Genomic DNA, 17,322 nt, shown 5'->3' on the forward strand with positions numbered 1-17,322 from the left:
TACCGCTGATTGAGTACACTTAGCGAAACTAAAAATGCCTCTGTTAACAGGGGCATTTTTTATTGGAACCTCGAAAGACGCCGGCTTTGCCTGAGCGACTGATAACCGTTACCTGGTTAGGCAAAACACCTAAGTGTCAAAACTCTATCGCACTAACACAGTTGCTTGTAATAGTAACTTGTAGCGAATTTTTCACCCTGCTGGTTGCTTACGTAAAACGGAATTTCCCCGGTTTTGTTGAATCCAGCTGCCTGATAAAACTGCTCCGACTTATCGCCACTTTGTGTATCCAGTACTAGTAGCGTAATACCCAGCTGGCTTGCGTATGCCTCAAGATATTGCATGAGTTGACGGGCAATCCCCTGACGCTGATAAGCCGGATGTACCAGTAACTTTTCTACTTCACCCCGGTGTCGGCCATTTTGTTTCTGACAAGGCACCAGTTGTACAGAAGCAACCAGCTGTTGATCTATATAAGCGGCCAGTAAGACGCGTGTGCTGGCGAACAGCTCAGTGTTCACCCGGGACCAGTAGTTGACCATTTGCGGTTCTGAGATTGGGTGATAGAACCCAAGCGATGCGCCCTCGGCAACACAGGCCTGTAGTTGACATGCAAGTGCTTGTTGCAGCTTGGGGGTGAGCTCGGCAAGGGGTTCAATTATGAGTGGCATGGTCACACTCCTTCATGCTTGCTAGCTCTTTACAGATCTGGCTTAGCTGAAATTCCAGATGTTGTTTTTGTTCTAAAAGCAGCGCATAGTGCGACTGATTTTGGGGATGTTTGCTTCGCAGTGCAGTATAGAGTGTTCGCTGCGACAAGGCAAACTGGCTAGCTGCTTCGTGAATGGTTAGCTGCTGACTCTGCACCATATGAACAGCCCGTTGGACACTGGGGTGAGTGGGGGAAAATTTAGTCGCCATGTCATCGCTCCGAACTGTGATTGAACACAGAGTCACTGGGTGGCCATACACTGTAGTCTATCCGCCAGATGAGGGTGAGTGTGTCTAACCAGGACTTCATTTCATATGCTCCTATTACGCTTGTTTGCACAGGGGTAAGAAAGTTACATGCCAAGAATTTAAAGCGTTATAAATTAGAGTGTTGGGCTTTTCATTGGGATGAAAAATTGTGATGTTGCACCGAAAAGATGCACACGCTTTCCTATATGGCGCAGATTTATCGAAAACGCCTCAATTGGTTTTTGTTGAGGTGCAGGCCCTTATCGCACTGAGTGATAGTGGCGTTTGTTCATGATATTCGAACCACATAGAGCTAATTGGCTTGCTTTATTTTTTGCCTCTCGATGCGTTTTCTGAGCTGAGTTTGTGTGGTGTCGCCTTGTCAGCAAGCAGAGTGTGTTTGTTTCCATAAAGGGTGTGGTAATATGAGTGCTGCTATTGTAGCAACCCTTAAAAATCAATAACAAGGAAATCATAGATGAAAAAAATAATAACAACGCTAGCGTTATGCGCTGCAAGCTTATCTGCTCAGGCATACGACTGTTGGGGAAAAGTTAAAGCGGTCGATATCACGCCTGGCGGATCGGTTTATCTGACTGTGACAGGCTTAGGTGAAGCGAACTATGTATGTAACGTGACACAAAAATCGGGCTCATTTACAGCTGAATCATGTCGTGTCATTTTTAGTCAAATGTTGGCGGCAAGCATGGCCGATAAAACAGTCACTCTGTGGTTTAAGAATGGTGAGTTTAATAGCTGTACCGCCACAAACTGGAGCAGTTTCCACAGACACGGGCTTTATCATTTACGTGTAAATCAGTAATCCCCTGGTCGTTGCCCGGAGCGTGCGCTAACTACAAGTAATCACGCTCCATTCTTAATTTTAGCCAGATGGTACTTCTTTTAAGCAATACCAGCCCCACCAAAGTGGCCACCAAGAGCCAGGCCCACTTATTGCCATGCTGACTATAAAAGCTGTCCCCACGCATCAGTTTCACGTCCAGTAACATTGTCTCCTCAACAAACTGAGGCAAGGTGTGCTGTGTCTGACTGAGTGGATCATAAATCCCACTGATCCCATTGTTGGTTACCCGAACCAGAGGGCGTTGTAGTTCCAGCGCACGCATGCGGGCTATTTGCATATGCTGATGCGGGCCGTGTGAATCCCCAAACCAGGCGTCATTGCTGACGGTAAAGAGAATGTCAGACTGACTGGTGTAGTTGTTTCTGACCAGTTCACTGAAGGCAATTTCGTAGCAGATAGCAGGCAGAACATGTAACCCATTGGCTATCAGGTTCGCTTGCTGTGCGTCACCCCGGGAGAAGGAAGACATGGCCAGATTGAACAGGGGGGCAACCGGCCGCAACCACTTTTCAAAAGGGACAAACTCTCCGATGGGGAGCAGCTGATGTTTTTGATAGCGGTTTGTGTGCAGGTACTGATAATGACCCTGTTCGTCATCTGCCTGTTGTTTACCCACGACAATCAGGGTGTTGTAAACATTGCGGGTGTCAAACTGATAATCAGGAATGCCCGTGATTAACGCGCTCTGATTGAAAGCAGCCGCTTTGTCCAGGTTGTGTAAAAAGTCGAAGGCTAAGTCTTCAAGCTCCGGAATAGCCGCTTCGGGCCAGACAACCAGATCGGCTTGTTGCCACAGTGGCCGGGTCATATCCTGGTATTTTGACATGGTCGGCCAGAATTGCTCTGGCTCCCAGCGCAGACTTTGTTGAATATTGCCCTGAACCAATAAGATGCGGGTTTGCTCGCCCGTATATTCAACCGGGTTGTTTGTCGTGCGAGTCACAACAGAGAGTACTAACAGAGGCATCAGGGCGAACACAGTAAATTGATAGCACTTATGTCGGAGCAGATAATATAGCAGCGCACCAAACAACACACACACCAGAGTCAGGCCAAACTCACCAATCCAGGGGGCAAGCATGTTCAGTGGTGAATCGGTCTGACTATAGCCAAAACTGAGCCAGGGGAACCCGGTCAGTAAAGTGCCACGTAAATATTCAAATATCGCAAACCCGCTGAGCAGCAATGCTACACGTTGCCAGGGTTTATCTGAGAAGCGTGTCGCCAGTGCGAAAGCCAGCGCAGGATAAATAGCCAGATAGGCACAGAGCAGGCCCATTAATAACAGCGAAGCAAGTAAGGGCAACCCACCGAACTGCGCAATGGACACATGTACCCAGCTTATCCCGGCTGCAAACCAGCCAAAGCCAAATAAAAAACCATATTTAGCGGATTGTTGAGTAGATGGTTGATCCGCGACAAAACACGCAACTGCAAGCGCAGCAAAGGTGATGGGCCAGAGCCCAAACGGGGCATAACTGAAAGTCAGTGAGGCACCGCTAAGCAGTGCCAGCCACGCAAACTTGTCAGTAAATAGGGTGGTGAGTTTATTCGAGAACGTCTTCAACATGTTCGGTTTTTGGCATCGTCACCTGTAACTGCAAAATGCGGCGATTGTCCGAATTGGTGACTTTAAACTGCAATGGCGCAATGTCAATGGTTTCGCCCCGGCTTGGCATATGGCCAAATGCATGTAAGATGATCCCGCCTATGGTGTCTGCTTCCTGCGTATCATACTCTGTTTTGAAGTACTCGTTAAACTCATCTAATGGCGTCAGAGCCTGAACGTTAAACACGTGCTTAGATAATTGACGAATAGCTTGCTGCTCGTCTTCATTATCGTGTTCATCTTCGATTTCACCGACAATGGTCTCAAGAATGTCTTCAATAGTCACCAGGCCTGAAACGCCTCCGTACTCATCAATGACAATGGCCATGTGGTAGCGCTTTTGCCGAAACTCATTGAGCAGTGCATCAACACGTTTACTTTCAGGAACCACAACCGCCGGACGCAGGTACTCGCGGATAGTTGGTAATTCACTGTCACGCTGAACAATCAGGGGTAACAGATCTTTGGCCAGCAAAATGCCTTCGACATGATCTTTGTCTTCGCAAATGACCGGGAAACGCGAATGGCTTGATTCAACCATTGCGGGTAACTGCGACTCCAGGTCCTGATCAATATCCAGCGTCACCATTTGTGAACGCGGGATCATGATGTCGCGGACTTTTAACTCAGAGACACTGAGTACGCCTTCCATCATGTCTTTGGTTTCAGGATCGATCAGGGCTCTTTCCTGTGCGTCGGCAATTACCTCTACCAACTCTTCTTTGTTTTGGGGTTCCCCTTGCAGCATCTGTGTGATGCGTCCCAGCCAGGTCTTGCTAGAAGAACCCTGACTACTTTGCGAGTTTTCGTCGCTCATTGCGGTGTGTTACTCCAGTCGGTTAAACGTCATCTCGATATGGGTCAGCAATACCCAGATCGGCTAAGAATTCTTTTTCAAGACTTTCCATTTCATCGGCGTCCTGTTCATTTATATGGTCAAAGCCCAACAAATGCAAGCACCCGTGTACCACCATATGGGCAAAATGATCGTGGAAAGTTTTTTCCTGTTCTTCGGCCTCTCGAAAAACAACCTGAGGACAAATAATTAGGTCGCCAACCAGTGGCAACTCAATCCCAGGCGGTGCTTCGAAAGGGAATGACAGCACATTAGTGGGCTTGTCTTTGCCACGATATTGGCTGTTCAGCTCCTGGCTTTCCGCTTCATCTGCAATGCGGATAGTGACTTCGGCCTCTTCCTTATACGCAAGCAATGCTTTTTCAGCCCATAGCTGAAACTGCTCAGCAGAGGGTAAGTTGGTGAATTCACAGGCGACCTGTAGATCTACCTCAAGCGACATTAGGTGCGCTCCTCATTGTTGGCATCTGATTGCGCATTGGCAGGCGCGGAATTGGCCTGTGCCTGTAATCTTGCCTGTTGTTTATTAAACTTTTCCTTTCGCTCGGCTTCTTCTTTTTTCTCGTAGGCTTCAACAATGCGCGCCACAACGGGGTGACGTACGACATCGTGAGATTTAAAGAAGTTAAACGAAATCTCGTCGACCTCACCGAGTACATCAATGGCATGACGAAGTCCGGAACGTGCGCCGCGAGGCAAATCCACCTGGGTGATGTCTCCGGTGATCACGGCTTTCGAGTTAAAGCCAATCCGGGTCAGGAACATCTTCATCTGCTCTGTGGTGGTATTCTGACTTTCATCCAGAATAATAAAGGCATCGTTTAGTGTTCGGCCACGCATGTACGCCAACGGTGCAACTTCTATCACGTTCTTTTCGATCAGACGCTCGACCTTTTCAAAGCCCAACATCTCAAACAGAGCATCGTAAAGCGGACGTAAGTAAGGGTCTATTTTTTGTGTCAGGTCGCCAGGTAAGAAACCCAGCTTTTCACCCGCTTCAACAGCTGGACGAGTCAATAGAATACGACGAATTTCCTGACGTTCCAGGGCATCTACCGCCGCCGCTACTGCCAGGTAGGTTTTACCTGTACCTGCCGGACCGATACCAAAACAGATGTCATGGGTCAGAATATTGGCCACATACTGACTCTGGTTGGGGTTACGGGGTTTGACCACACCACGGCGTGTTTTGATAAAGACTTCTTTTTCCCACACATCAGGGGCTTCTTGCTCCAGGCAGTTGGCCTCAGTGATAGCCAAATGAACCTGGTCTGGCTCAATATCGACAAACTTGCCGCGTACGGGCTGAGTTTCTACATACAGGGATTTCAAAATGTCGACCGCAGCCTTAGCCACAACCGGTTGACCGGTGACTTTGAACCAGTTATCTCTGTGGGTAATTTCAATGCCCAGACGACGTTCGATTTGCTTCAGGTTGTCATCAAAAGGCCCGCATAAAGAAGATAGGCGGTGATTGTCGGAGGGTTCCAGATAAAATTCGATATTCTTGACTTGGTTACTCAAAACAACTTCCTAATAACAAGACGCCAGCATCAGCTGGCGTCGAAATTCCAAGACTAAGGTGTAAAGGTCGCAACACCCAGTTCATTGGCTTCTGGTTCTGCTGGTGCACGATTTAAGATATCCGAAGGTGCAACATCCCGGCGTAGGTCCATCTCAGCTTCGGTTCTGATCAGTTCACCACGCAATGAATTGGGCAGCGCCTCAGTGATACGTACGTCAACGAACTGACCGATCACTGAGTGTGGACCTTCAAAATTCACAACCCGGTTATTCTCGGTGCGGCCACGTAATTCCATTGGGTTCTTTTTCGAAGGGCCTTCAACCAGGATGCGTTGCTCAGTATCATGCATTTTACGGCTGATGTCCTGTGCCATCTGATTGATGCGATTTTGCAGCAAGTACAAACGCTCTTTCTTTTCTTGCTCGGTTACATCATCAGGCAGATCCGATGCTGGTGTACCAGGACGGGCTGAATAGATAAAGCTGAAGCTCATATCAAAGCCAATGTCGTTGATCAGGTTCATGGTCGCTTCGAAATCCGCTTTGCTTTCTCCCGGGAAGCCAATGATGAAGTCTGAACTCATGCTGAGGTTCGGGCGGATCTTACGCAGTTTACGGATCGTAGACTTGTATTCCAGCGCCGTATGGCCACGCTTCATCAGGTTCAGAATGCGATCTGAGCCACTTTGAACCGGCAAGTGCAGGTGATCTACCAGTTCTGGTACGTCTGCGTATGCATCGATGATATCAGGTGTAAACTCAACCGGATGTGAGGTGGTGTAACGAATGCGATCGATGCCATCGATCGCCGCGACAAAGCGCAGTAGATCGGAGAAATAGCAAATTTCGCCATCATGCATTTCACCGCGATAGGCATTTACGTTTTGACCCAGCAGGTTCACTTCACGCACACCTTGCTCTGCCAGTTGAGCAACTTCAAGTAAAACATCATCAAGAGGACGGCTCACTTCCTCACCACGCGTGTAAGGTACAACGCAGAAAGTACAGTATTTAGAGCAGCCTTCCATTATGGATACGAACGCACTCGGGCCTTCTGCTTTTGGCTCTGGCAGGCGATCGAACTTTTCGATTTCCGGGAATGAAATATCGACCACAGAGCCTTGCTTGCTTTGGACCTGTTTAATCATTTCAGGCAGGCGGTGCAAAGTTTGCGGGCCGAAAACGATATCGACAAATGGCGCACGTTGGCGGATTGTGTCGCCTTCCTGGGAGGCCACACAGCCACCGACACCAATGACCAGATCCGGGTTATCGTCTTTTAGCAACTTCCAGCGACCCAGTTGGTGAAATACTTTTTCCTGTGCTTTTTCACGAATTGAACAGGTATTGAGTAGGATCACATCCGCTTGTTCAGCTTCTTCTGTTAGCTGATAGCCATTGGTGGAGTCAAGCAGATCCGCCATTTTCTGGGAGTCATACTCGTTCATCTGACAGCCCCAGGTTTTGATATGCAACTTTTTACTCATTGAAATAATGCCTCGTTTTCAACTCGGTGAATAGCACGATGTGCGACGCTAAAACAACTAATGCCACTAAGCCGACCCGCTCATCTCCTGAATCAATACAGAGCATAGTCTGTATCCTTGCCAGGATCTTGTGTGAAATTAGTTTAAAGGACGCGTATTTTATATGACCTAATGACACTAGCCAAGTATAGTTTTTAACTTTAAAAACCAAGATCAAGGCATCTTGTATTTGCTCAGCTACAATATGCAGGGCAATAAACCTTTCAGAACGAATTGGGTTACAATAGCGGGATATAACTTAGCAAGCTGAACTAAGGAAAAAGGGTATGAAAAACAAAGTGCTGATAGTCGGTGGTGGCATGGTTGGCGCAGCAGCTGCTGTGAAGCTCGCGCAGCAAGGTCTGGCAGTCACAGTGCTCGAAACGCACCCATTGGATGCCATGCAGGCACTGACAGACGACACCATTGATATTCGAGTCTCTGCCATTAATCGCTTTTCAGAAGCCTTGCTGGATGAGCTACAGGCAATGCCGATGCTTCGCAATGCCAGGCTGGCACCGTATCAACAGCTCGAAGCGTATGAGCAGGAAAATAACAGCCTGTTATTTGATTGCGAGGAGCTGGCTGCAACGCATTTAGGCCACATTGTCGAAAATCGTCTTATTCAGGCCAGTTTATGGGCACAATTCGAACGCCTTGGCATTCAGGTCGAGCAGGTTTCTGGCACGCCTCAGGCAATCAAGCAAGATACTGATTCGGTTGAGTTGATTTACCCGGAGCAAAGCTATCAGGCCGATTTACTCTTAGCAGCTGACGGAGGGCGCTCTGTGGTACGCAAACTGGCTGGCATTGGGGTGACCGGTTGGCAATATCAGCAGCATTGTATGGGTGTGCTGATCAAACTGGATGCACCGCAGCAGGTAAAAACCTGGCAGCAGTTTAAGCCGTCCGGACCGATTGCCTTTTTGCCTATGCAATACCCGTACGCCAATCTGATCTGGTATCACCATGGCAATGAGTTGGCGCAGATGAAGACGTTATCGAATGCACAGTTAAAGGAGGAGATACAAAATCACTTCTTCGATTTACCCGGTGAGTTTGAGGTGTTGCAAAGCGCGGTATTTCCGTTAGCCAGACAACATGCTAATCAATACCATCAGGGGCGCGTTGTCTTGATTGGCGACTCAGCACATACCATCAATCCACTGGCTGGGCAGGGGGTTAATTTAGGATTCAAGGATGTGGCTGCGCTGGCAAGCGTACTGGAAGGCGCTGACGACATTGGTAACGCCACCTTGCTGCGCCGCTATGAGCGGAGCCGTCGTAACGACAATCTGATGATGATGAGCATGATGGATGCGTGTTATTTTGGCTTCTCTAACGAAATCGCACCATTAAAGCATTTACGCAACCTGGTGTTAAAAGTGGCTAATCATGCCGGTCCAATTAAACGTGAAGTATTGAAACATGCAATGGGTGGCGTCGTTTAGACGTCATTCATAATAGGAACAACAGATAGCAAGGCAATAAAACTAAATGAAAATTATAGTGAAAATGAAAAAATAATTGGGATGTTTCTGAGGAATGAAAATGGAATTTTGGATGTATTAGAACTAAATGGTGCGGAAAGAGAGACTTGAACTCTCACAACCGAAGTTACAGAAACCTGAATCCTGCGCGTCTACCAATTCCGCCACTTCCGCATCGTATATTTAGCTTACTAATGAAAAAGAAACCTGAATCCTGCGTCTTAATCGACAACAACCAATTCTGCTACTTTCGCATCGAGTATTTAGTTTTAAAAAAGAAAAGTTTCAAGATAAGAGTTAAATGGTGCGGAAAGAGAGACTTGAACTCTCACAACCGAAGTTACAGAAACCTGAATCCTGCGCGTCTACCAATTCCGCCACTTCCGCATCGTATATTTAACTGAATTTTCATCTTGTGAAGAGATGGCTGGAGTACCAGGATTTGAACCTGGGAATGGCGGGATCAAAACCCGCTGCCTTACCGCTTGGCGATACTCCAGCAATAATTCAAATCTTGAATCCAGATAAATCTAAATCGATAATATCCTTCTTCTTAACGCTTGATACTACAGAAATAAAAAGCGTAATCAAGAGTTTTAGTTCTAACTTGAAGAACATGGTGCGGAAGGAGAGACTTGAACTCTCACATCCGAAGATACTGGAACCTAAATCCAGCGCGTCTACCAATTCCGCCACTTCCGCATATTTTTTCGCTTTGATATTGGAAACTAAACCCAGCGTCTAGTTCAAGACATCTGGCCAATCCCGCCACTTCCGCATTTTTATCTCGTAAGAGATGGCTGGAGTACCAGGATTTGAACCTGGGAATGGCGGGATCAAAACCCGCTGCCTTACCGCTTGGCGATACTCCAACGAAAACTCAAACCTAAATGTTGGTCCCAGGACTTTAATCTGGGGGTGGATGAGTGAGGGATCAAAACCTCTCTCTTCTGTCCTTACCGCTTGGCGATACTCCAACGAAAAGTTGATTATTTTAGTTCTTATCGAGAACATGGTGCGGAAGGAGAGACTTGAACTCTCACATCCGAAGATACTGGAACCTAAATCCAGCGCGTCTACCAATTCCGCCACTTCCGCATTTTTATCTCATAAGAGATGGCTGGAGTACCAGGATTTGAACCTGGGAATGGCGGGATCAAAACCCGCTGCCTTACCGCTTGGCGATACTCCAACGAAAACTCAAACCTAAATGTTGGTCCCAGGATTTGAATCTGGGGGTGGATGAGTGAGGGGTCAAAACCTCTCTCTTCTGTCCTTACCGCTTGGCGATACTCCAACGAAAAGTTGATTATTTTAGTTCTTATCGAGAACATGGTGCGGAAGGAGAGACTTGAACTCTCACATCCGAAGATACTGGAACCTAAATCCAGCGCGTCTACCAATTCCGCCACTTCCGCAACGTGGTGGCTATGCCCTGATTTGAACAGGGGACCCCATCATTATGAGTGATGTGCTCTAACCAGCTGAGCTACATAGCCATTGGCTGGAGTACCAGGATTTGAACCTGGGAATGGCGGGATCAAAACCCGCTGCCTTACCGCTTGGCGATACTCCAACGAAAATAAATCTGTTTTAGTTCTGACTTAAAAGAACATGGTGCGGAAGGAGAGACTTGAACTCTCACATCCTAAGATACTGGAACCTAAATCCAGCGCGTCTACCAATTCCGCCACTTCCGCGTCTTGCTAGCTAGATGAGTTTTGGTAGTAATTAAAGCATGGTGGCTATGCCCTGATTTGAACAGGGGACCCCATCATTATGAGTGATGTGCTCTAACCAGCTGAGCTACATAGCCATCTCTTTAATTTCTCATCATCGCTGATGCGGGGCGTATTATGCGTATATGGTCGTATGTCGTCAACACCTTTTTTGCAAAAAAATACCTAACATAGTTTGTTTGCAGATAAATTAAGCGAACCAGCGTGTTTTTAATGCAATTAGGCTAATAATTTCGCGTCCAGTGTAATAGAAAGACAAAAAAAGCGCCATGAGGCGCTTTTTGTTAGACAGGTTTTGCCTGTCAGTCTTGAGTGCGTTACTTAGACATTGAACAAGAAGTTCATCACATCGCCGTCTTTAACGATGTAATCTTTACCTTCCTGACGCATTTTACCTGCGTCTTTAGCACCGCTTTCGCCCTGGTATTCAATGTAATCATTAAAACCAATGGTTTGTGCACGAATAAAACCGCGCTCAAAGTCAGTGTGGATCTTACCTGCTGCTTGTGGCGCAGTTGCACCGACAGGAATGGTCCATGCACGTACTTCTTTTACACCAGCAGTAAAGTAGGTTTGCAGTTTTAGTAGCTCGTACCCACCGCGGATCACCAGGTTAAGCCCCGGCTCTTCCAGACCAAGGTCGGCCATAAACTCAAGCTTGTCTTCTTCTTCAAGTTCAGACAGCTCAGACTCAATCGCAGCACAGACTGGAATTACAACAGCGTCTTCCGCTGCGGCAATTTCACGTACTTTGTCTAAAAATGGATTATTTTCAAAACCATCTTCAGTGACGTTGGCGATATACATAGTCGGTTTGATCGTTAAGAAGTTCAGTGGCTTGATTGCAGCCAGCTCTTCTTTAGTCAGTTCCAATGAGCGCAGTGTTAAACCTTCATCAAGGTGTGCTTTGACTTTTTCCAAAACTTCGTTTTGGAATTTAGCGTCTTTATCGCCACCTTTGGCTTTTTTCGCATTGCGTTGCGCTGCGCGGTCGGCTGCTTCCATATCGGATAACACAAGCTCTGTGTTGATAACATCGATATCATCCGCCGGGTTTACCTGACCAGACACGTGTACGATGTTTTCATCTTCAAAGCAACGAACTACATGACCAATCGCATCGGTTTCGCGAATGTTTGCCAGGAATTGGTTACCAAGACCTTCACCTTTTGATGCGCCTTTTACCAGACCCGCAATATCAACAAATTCCATCGTTGTGGCAATGGTTTTTTGTGGATTAACAATCGCAGCCAGTTGATCCAGACGAGGATCCGGAACGGCAACAACGCCCGTGTTTGGTTCGATAGTACAAAAAGGGAAGTTCGCGGCTTCGATGCCCGCTTTGGTTAATGCATTGAATAGGGTTGACTTACCAACGTTAGGCAGGCCAACAATGCCACATTTAAAACCCATAGTTTAAAACCTTTAATTTGCTATCAATCGGACAAAATCCGGCATGGCCGGATTTTTATATCTTGCGACTGATATTAAGCGATCAATCACAGCAGTAACGGGACTTGTACGTCGGTGTTACGGCTTAAAAGAATGTAGTCTATTTTGTGCTTTTAACACACCGTCTTTGGCCAGGATTTCCATGCAACGTACGGCTTCATCCACCGCTGCATCTATTTTTTCCTGATCTGCCTGAGGCGCCTTGCCCAGTACCCAGCCTGTCACCTTATCTCGGTGCCCAGGATGGCCAATCCCAATGCGTAGACGCATAAACTCTTTGTTATTGCCCAGTTTGGCGATAATGTCTTTCAGACCATTGTGTCCGCCATGACCGCCGCCTTTTTTGAGTTTGGCGACACCGGGGTCCATATCCATTTCATCATGTGCAACCAGGATCTGCTCAGGCGGTATTTTATAAAAATTAGCCAGGCTACCTACAGCTTTACCGCTCAGGTTCATAAAAGTGGTTGGGATAAGAAGCTTAAATTCCTGATTGTTCAGGATCAGCTTGCCGCTAAGGCCATGATGTTTGGAGTCAGGTTTGAGAGGGACGTTGTAGCGCCTGGCCAGTTCTTCGATAAACCAAGCCCCGGCATTGTGACGGGTGTTTGCATATTCGGGGCCTGGATTTGCCAGGCCCACTAGCATTTGAATAGTATTCAAGGTGCTAACACCTTAAAAATTATTCAGCAGCTTCTTCAGCTGTTTCTTCAGCAGCGCCGCCTTTAGGTGCGTTTACAGTCACAACCGCTTGGTCGTGGTCTGCACCTTTAGCAAGCTCAACAGAAACTACACCAGCTGGAAGTGCGATGTCTGAAAGGTGTACAGTTGCGCCAACTTCGATAGCTGCTACGTCAACTTCTACGAACTCAGGAAGCTGAGCTGGCAGACATGTGATTTCGATTTCAGTTACGTGGTGAGCAATCGTGTTGCCGCCTTTAGTCGCTGCTTCTTCGTTGATGAAGTGAACAGGAACTTTAGTGTGAAGCTTTTGAGAAGCGTCAACGCGTTGGAAGTCAAGGTGAGTTACCTTAGGCTTGTACGGGTGACGTTGGATGTCTTTCAGGATAGCTTCAACAGACTCACCACCGATGTTCAGAGTCAGGATGTGCGTGTAGAAACCTTCGTCTTCTTGCATCTGGATAACTTTGTTGTGCTCAAGAGTAAGCGAAACAGCGTCTTTGCCTGCACCGTAAAGGATAGCAGGAACTTTCTCAGCGCGACGTAGGCGGCGGCTCGCACCAGTACCCAGAGTTTCGCGTACTTCAGCGTTTAATACGTATTGTGACATGAGTGTCTCCAATTATTTTAGTTAATACTTCGAAGGGCTCGCGACCAAGCCCTTCGGTAAATCACTGTACTCGCCTTGGTTGTATCCAAAGCAAGCCCAGTAAAAAGGCGCGCTAATATACCACTTACCAGCAGCCTTGCAAACCTTTGGACATAAAAAAAGCACCCTGAGGTGCTTTTTATTTGCGGATAAACACAGATTAGTGTTCAAACATCGCAGAGATAGACTCTTCATTGCTGATGCGGCGGATGGTTTCAGCCAGCATATCAGCCAGAGTCAATACTTTGATCTTGTCAACAGACTTCAGTTCGTCAGACAAGGTGATTGAGTCAGTGACAATCACTTCGTCGATCACTGAGTTACGCAGGTTTTCAGCTGCATTACCAGACAATACGGGGTGAGTTGCGTAAGCGAATACACGCTTAGCGCCATGCTCTTTTAGTGCCGCAGCAGCTTTACACAGTGTGCCACCGGTATCAATCATATCGTCAACGATGATACAGTCACGACCTTCTACGTCACCAATGATGTGCATGACCTGAGAAACGTTCGCTTGTGGGCGACGCTTGTCGATGATAGCCAGGTCTTTGTCATCCAGAAGTTTCGCGATTGCACGTGCACGAACTACACCACCGATATCCGGTGATACGACAACAACGTCGTCGAAGTCACGCTCTTTCATGTCTTCAAGTAGTACCGGGCTACCAAACACGTTATCAACAGGTACATCGAAGAAGCCCTGGATCTGCTCTGCGTGCAAATCAACGGTCAGTACGCGGTCAACCCCAACGCTTGACAAGAAGTCTGCGACAACTTTAGCAGTGATTGGTACACGAGCAGAACGTACACGACGGTCCTGACGGGCGTAGCCAAAATATGGGATAACAGCTGTAATACGACCTGCTGAAGCACGACGTAACGCATCCACCATAACAATGAGTTCCATCAGGTTGTCATTGGTTGGTGCGCAAGTGGACTGAACGATGAAGACATCAGAACCACGAACATTTTCATTAATTTGAACGCTGATTTCACCGTCGCTAAAACGGCCTACAACGGCATCACCTAATTCGATAAACAAACGTTTTGCAACTTTTTGAGCTAGCTCAGGTGTTGCGTTACCAGCGAAGAGCTTCATGTCGGGCACGGTAGGGTTCCTCAGGCACTGTAATATTATGTTATGCAATGACGTCGTCTGTGACAGTGTCAAAACAAGCTAACTTAAACTATTTTACTTCATCTTTACGCCATGCAGCCAATTGCCTATGGGCAATTGACTCGTAAGCGTTTTGGCTAATAAAGCCTGTCCAGGGAGAGGGGAGCTGTTCGAGGACACGCTGTGCGGCTTGCGCAGATTCAAATTCTGCAAAGCAACACCCTCCTGTCCCTGTCAATCTGGACGGCGCATATCTTAACAACCAGCTCAGGGTTTTATCAACCTCGGGGTGGAGCTTTTTAACTAATTCCTGACAGTCATTGTGTGTTTGCTCTAATGCCCAGTTAGCTGATAATTTGGGGGTTTTCCGGGGTAAATCCGGATGTGTAAAGACCTCTACGGTGCTGACGTGGACATTGGGAAATACCACCAGGTAGTATTTTTCGGCGATAGGGTATGGACTCAATTTCTCTCCAACCCCCTGAGCTAACGCGGTTTTCCCATGTACAAAGACAGGCACATCAGCCCCGAGCGTCAATCCAATATCGGCGAGCTGGGCGATTGACAGGTTACACTGCCACAAGGTGTTGAGGGCCAGTAATGTGGTGGCTGCATCCGATGAACCACCGCCAACACCGCCACCCATAGGCAGGTTTTTAGTCAAGTGAATACGAACCCCCTCAGTAGCGGATTTATACGGGCGCAGCGCGTCGGCAGCCCGAAAGATTAAATTATCCTGTAATGGGATATCCGCAACATCACCGTGGATCTCGATGGTATCTTGTTCCAGCGGGACGAAGGTTAATTGGTCGCCGTACTCCAGTAAGGTAAACAGGGTTTCCAGCTCGTGGTAGCCATCAGCACGGCGGCCATTGATGTGTAAAAACAGGTTGAGTTTTGCCGGAGCGGTTAATGTAAGTGTGTTCATAAGGTCTCAAAGTGCCAGTTACTGATACGGATTTTGATGGTGATGTCATTGTGCGTCAGTGTGAGTCGGGTCGGCAGTTCGAGTCCGTTGACGCGTTGATATGTCTGGTAGGCGACCTGCCAGCGCAAGCCCTGCTTATCTTGCCAGGTTGCCTGGATCAGTTGCTGTTTTTGATTATATTGGTTATCGGGGGCGTCTATTTGACCTGTTAACCATTGCGGCGCCTGTGATACCGGCAGTTGCCAACCACTTAGACGATATACCAGCTCACTACTGTCTTCGCTGGTGTAGGTTTTATCTTCGAGCGTGAGTGTGCTGTACTGGTCGCGTTCTTCTAATTTTAATACCTGGGTACCAATAAACGTATTCAGTGTCAGTGTTTGTTTTTGTTCGCGGTATTGCCAGTTAAAGTTGGCTGATTGGCGCTCCTCGGGAGAGATAAATGCGAGCTTACCCGTTGCCCGCCAGTTGTTGTAACTTTCGGGACGATTTTGCTGTGTACGCTCGTCAGGCGGCGTAATACGCTGTGCACATCCACCCAGAAACAATAAAAACATGAGCAAAATCAAATGAAACTGTTTCAAACTAAGTTCCTTACTTTCCATATTCGATTGATTTTTGGTAAAATTAGCGGCTTTAAAGCAGGGCTTGAGCAATACTGGCAGTTATGACCATCATCGCACTTGGGATCAATCACAAAACCGCGTCCGTCGAATTGAGGGAAAAAGTCGCTTTTTCTCCGCAACAACTAGCGGATGCGCTACAGCAGCTGTCTGAGTTACCGCAGTTTAATGAGTCCGTGATTGTTTCTACCTGCAATCGGACCGAAATCTATTGTAGCCTTGAGGACCCGAATTCCCAAGCGCTTCTGGGTTGGCTTGCGCAATTTCACCAGATAGAAGAGCACGAGCTGGCTGAGAATGTCTATGTGCACCACAATCAGGATGCCGTCAATCATCTGATGCGCGTGGCTTGTGGGTTGGATTCGCTGGTACTAGGTGAGCCACAGATCCTGGGGCAGATTAAGCAAGCGTATAACAGTGCAAAGGCACACAATGGCATTCAGCCTGTGTTTGAACGCTTATTTCAGAAAACTTTCTCTGTGGCCAAGCAAGTTCGCACCGAAACTGAAATTGGCGCCAGTGCGGTGTCTGTGGCGTATGCCGCCGTTAATCTGGCAAAGCACATCTATGGTCAGCTGGAAAAAACCAATGTGTTACTCATTGGTGCAGGTGAAACCATTGAGCTGGTTGCCAAGCATTTATCTCAACACAACCCTAAAGCCATCACTGTGGCCAATCGCACCATAGAGCGGGCGCAGCTGCTGGCTAATGAAATTAGCGCAAATGTCATTTCTTTGGCTCAGCTGCCGGAACAATTGCATCAGGCTGACATTGTGATCAGCTCCACGGCCAGTACTTTGCCTATCATAGGTAAAGGCGTGGTTGAGCAGGCACTGAAAAAGCGCAAACACAAGCCGATGCTATTTGTCGATATTGCGGTACCGCGTGATATCGAAAGTCAGGTGAATGACTTAGACGCTGCGTATTTATATACCGTTGATGATCTACAGGCGATTGTGAACGAAAACATGGCGTCGCGGGAGCAAGCAGCGCGTGAAGCACAGCAAATCATTGACGATAAAACGCATGAATTTGCGCAGTGGCAGCGTTCACTGACCTCTGTGGATGTGATCCGGGAATACCGTGAATCAGCACAGACGATTAAATTAGAGCTCGTGGAAAAGGCGTTAAATCAGCTACAATCGGGTAAGAATTCAGAAAAGGTCTTGTTAGAGTTGGCAAACAAGCTCACCAATCGGCTCACTCATGCACCGACCCGTGCCATTCAGGCGGCGGCAAAAGAGGGCGATATAGAGCGTATTGCGGTATTAAAACAAGCATTAGGTATTGAGCAGGAATAAAA

16 protein-coding genes and 12 tRNA genes are annotated in these 17,322 nt (G+C 47.5%); 3 read left to right on the top strand and 25 right to left on the bottom strand.

Annotation, left to right across the window (positions count from 1 at the left end):
• Positions 1 to 152: 152 nt before the first annotated feature.
• On the bottom strand, positions 153 to 671 hold the full coding sequence (locus AT705_RS16190) for a GNAT family N-acetyltransferase (protein ID WP_058797370.1): 519 nt from the start codon (positions 669 to 671) through the stop codon (positions 153 to 155).
• The gene (locus AT705_RS16195; protein ID WP_058797371.1) at positions 655 to 921 is read right to left on the bottom strand and encodes a helix-turn-helix domain-containing protein; all 267 of its coding nucleotides are present in this window, start codon (positions 919 to 921) and stop codon (positions 655 to 657) included. The genes AT705_RS16190 and AT705_RS16195 overlap by 17 nt, the downstream gene beginning before the upstream one ends.
• Before the next feature lie 517 nt (positions 922 to 1,438).
• On the opposite strand from AT705_RS16195, the gene AT705_RS16200 reads away from it, so the two are divergent.
• Positions 1,439 to 1,783, top strand: coding sequence for a hypothetical protein (locus AT705_RS16200; protein WP_058797372.1), 345 nt, complete (start codon positions 1,439 to 1,441; stop codon positions 1,781 to 1,783).
• Between the two features lie 31 nt (positions 1,784 to 1,814).
• Here the strand turns inward: AT705_RS16200 and lnt are convergent, their stop codons facing one another.
• The 5 genes from lnt to miaB are packed head-to-tail and all read right to left on the bottom strand — an operon-like array spanning position 1,815 to position 7,301.
• A complete protein-coding gene (gene lnt / locus AT705_RS16205) occupies positions 1,815 to 3,395 on the bottom strand; it encodes an apolipoprotein N-acyltransferase (protein WP_058797373.1) in 1,581 nt (526 codons plus the stop codon).
• Positions 3,373 to 4,251, bottom strand: coding sequence for a CNNM family magnesium/cobalt transport protein CorC (gene corC, locus AT705_RS16210; RefSeq protein ID WP_058797374.1), 879 nt, complete (start codon positions 4,249 to 4,251; stop codon positions 3,373 to 3,375). The genes lnt and corC overlap by 23 nt, the downstream gene beginning before the upstream one ends.
• Before the next feature lie 22 nt (positions 4,252 to 4,273).
• Positions 4,274 to 4,732, bottom strand: a complete 459-nt coding sequence (gene ybeY, locus AT705_RS16215; protein ID WP_049864746.1) for an rRNA maturation RNase YbeY — start codon at positions 4,730 to 4,732, stop codon at positions 4,274 to 4,276.
• A complete protein-coding gene (locus AT705_RS16220) occupies positions 4,732 to 5,814 on the bottom strand; it encodes a PhoH family protein (RefSeq protein ID WP_058797375.1) in 1,083 nt (360 codons plus the stop codon). Before AT705_RS16220 ends, ybeY begins: the two co-directional genes overlap by 1 nt.
• Before the next feature lie 53 nt (positions 5,815 to 5,867).
• A complete protein-coding gene (gene miaB, locus AT705_RS16225; protein WP_010386551.1) occupies positions 5,868 to 7,301 on the bottom strand; it encodes a tRNA (N6-isopentenyl adenosine(37)-C2)-methylthiotransferase MiaB in 1,434 nt (477 codons plus the stop codon).
• Between the two features lie 326 nt (positions 7,302 to 7,627).
• Between miaB and AT705_RS16230 the strand changes: the two genes are divergently transcribed.
• Positions 7,628 to 8,791: an FAD-dependent oxidoreductase gene (locus AT705_RS16230; RefSeq protein WP_058797376.1), complete on the top strand. Its 1,164-nt coding sequence runs from the start codon at positions 7,628 to 7,630 to the stop codon at positions 8,789 to 8,791.
• Between the two features lie 128 nt (positions 8,792 to 8,919).
• On the opposite strand, the gene AT705_RS16235 is transcribed toward AT705_RS16230, so the two are convergent.
• The 18 genes from AT705_RS16235 to lolB all read right to left on the bottom strand — a co-directional run bounded on the left by AT705_RS16235 (position 8,920) and on the right by lolB (position 15,980).
• Positions 8,920 to 9,004 (bottom strand) — tRNA-Leu (locus AT705_RS16235).
• 128 nt (positions 9,005 to 9,132) lie between these two features.
• A tRNA-Leu gene (locus AT705_RS16240) sits at positions 9,133 to 9,217 on the bottom strand.
• 37 nt (positions 9,218 to 9,254) lie between these two features.
• Positions 9,255 to 9,329: transfer RNA gene (locus AT705_RS16245), tRNA-Gln, on the bottom strand.
• Between the two features lie 118 nt (positions 9,330 to 9,447).
• A tRNA-Leu gene (locus AT705_RS16250) sits at positions 9,448 to 9,532 on the bottom strand.
• A gap of 95 nt (positions 9,533 to 9,627) precedes the next feature.
• Positions 9,628 to 9,702, bottom strand: a tRNA-Gln gene (locus AT705_RS16255).
• Between the two features lie 141 nt (positions 9,703 to 9,843).
• Positions 9,844 to 9,928 (bottom strand) — tRNA-Leu (locus AT705_RS16260).
• 19 nt (positions 9,929 to 9,947) lie between these two features.
• A tRNA-Gln gene (locus AT705_RS16265) sits at positions 9,948 to 10,022 on the bottom strand.
• A gap of 141 nt (positions 10,023 to 10,163) precedes the next feature.
• Positions 10,164 to 10,248, bottom strand: a tRNA-Leu gene (locus AT705_RS16270).
• 4 nt (positions 10,249 to 10,252) lie between these two features.
• Positions 10,253 to 10,329: transfer RNA gene (locus AT705_RS16275), tRNA-Met, on the bottom strand.
• A 2-nt stretch (positions 10,330 to 10,331) separates the two neighbouring features.
• Positions 10,332 to 10,406 (bottom strand) — tRNA-Gln (locus tag AT705_RS16280).
• 39 nt (positions 10,407 to 10,445) lie between these two features.
• A tRNA-Leu gene (locus AT705_RS16285) sits at positions 10,446 to 10,530 on the bottom strand.
• 39 nt (positions 10,531 to 10,569) lie between these two features.
• Positions 10,570 to 10,646, bottom strand: a tRNA-Met gene (locus AT705_RS16290).
• Positions 10,647 to 10,890: 244 nt separating this feature from the next.
• Complete coding sequence (ychF, locus tag AT705_RS16295; RefSeq protein WP_049864749.1) at positions 10,891 to 11,982, bottom strand: redox-regulated ATPase YchF; 1,092 nt, start codon at positions 11,980 to 11,982, stop codon at positions 10,891 to 10,893.
• Between the two features lie 117 nt (positions 11,983 to 12,099).
• Positions 12,100 to 12,684, bottom strand: coding sequence for an aminoacyl-tRNA hydrolase (gene pth / locus AT705_RS16300; RefSeq protein WP_049864750.1), 585 nt, complete (start codon positions 12,682 to 12,684; stop codon positions 12,100 to 12,102).
• Positions 12,685 to 12,703: 19 nt separating this feature from the next.
• Complete coding sequence (locus AT705_RS16305; RefSeq protein ID WP_058797377.1) at positions 12,704 to 13,312, bottom strand: 50S ribosomal protein L25/general stress protein Ctc; 609 nt, start codon at positions 13,310 to 13,312, stop codon at positions 12,704 to 12,706.
• Positions 13,313 to 13,511: 199 nt separating this feature from the next.
• A complete protein-coding gene (locus tag AT705_RS16310; RefSeq protein WP_010386544.1) occupies positions 13,512 to 14,459 on the bottom strand; it encodes a ribose-phosphate pyrophosphokinase in 948 nt (315 codons plus the stop codon).
• A gap of 79 nt (positions 14,460 to 14,538) precedes the next feature.
• Positions 14,539 to 15,396 (bottom strand): 4-(cytidine 5'-diphospho)-2-C-methyl-D-erythritol kinase, encoded by an 858-nt coding sequence (ispE, locus tag AT705_RS16315; RefSeq protein WP_058797378.1) that lies wholly within the window; start codon positions 15,394 to 15,396, stop codon positions 14,539 to 14,541.
• Positions 15,393 to 15,980 (bottom strand): lipoprotein insertase outer membrane protein LolB, encoded by a 588-nt coding sequence (lolB, locus tag AT705_RS16320; protein ID WP_082669019.1) that lies wholly within the window; start codon positions 15,978 to 15,980, stop codon positions 15,393 to 15,395. The genes ispE and lolB overlap by 4 nt, the downstream gene beginning before the upstream one ends.
• An 83-nt stretch (positions 15,981 to 16,063) precedes the next feature.
• On the opposite strand from lolB, the gene hemA reads away from it, so the two are divergent.
• Positions 16,064 to 17,320 (top strand): glutamyl-tRNA reductase, encoded by a 1,257-nt coding sequence (gene hemA, locus AT705_RS16325; RefSeq protein WP_058797380.1) that lies wholly within the window; start codon positions 16,064 to 16,066, stop codon positions 17,318 to 17,320.
• Positions 17,321 to 17,322: the final 2 nt, after the last annotated feature.

It is taken from the genome of Pseudoalteromonas rubra (genome assembly GCF_001482385.1).
Taxonomy (GTDB): domain Bacteria; phylum Pseudomonadota; class Gammaproteobacteria; order Enterobacterales; family Alteromonadaceae; genus Pseudoalteromonas; species Pseudoalteromonas ardens.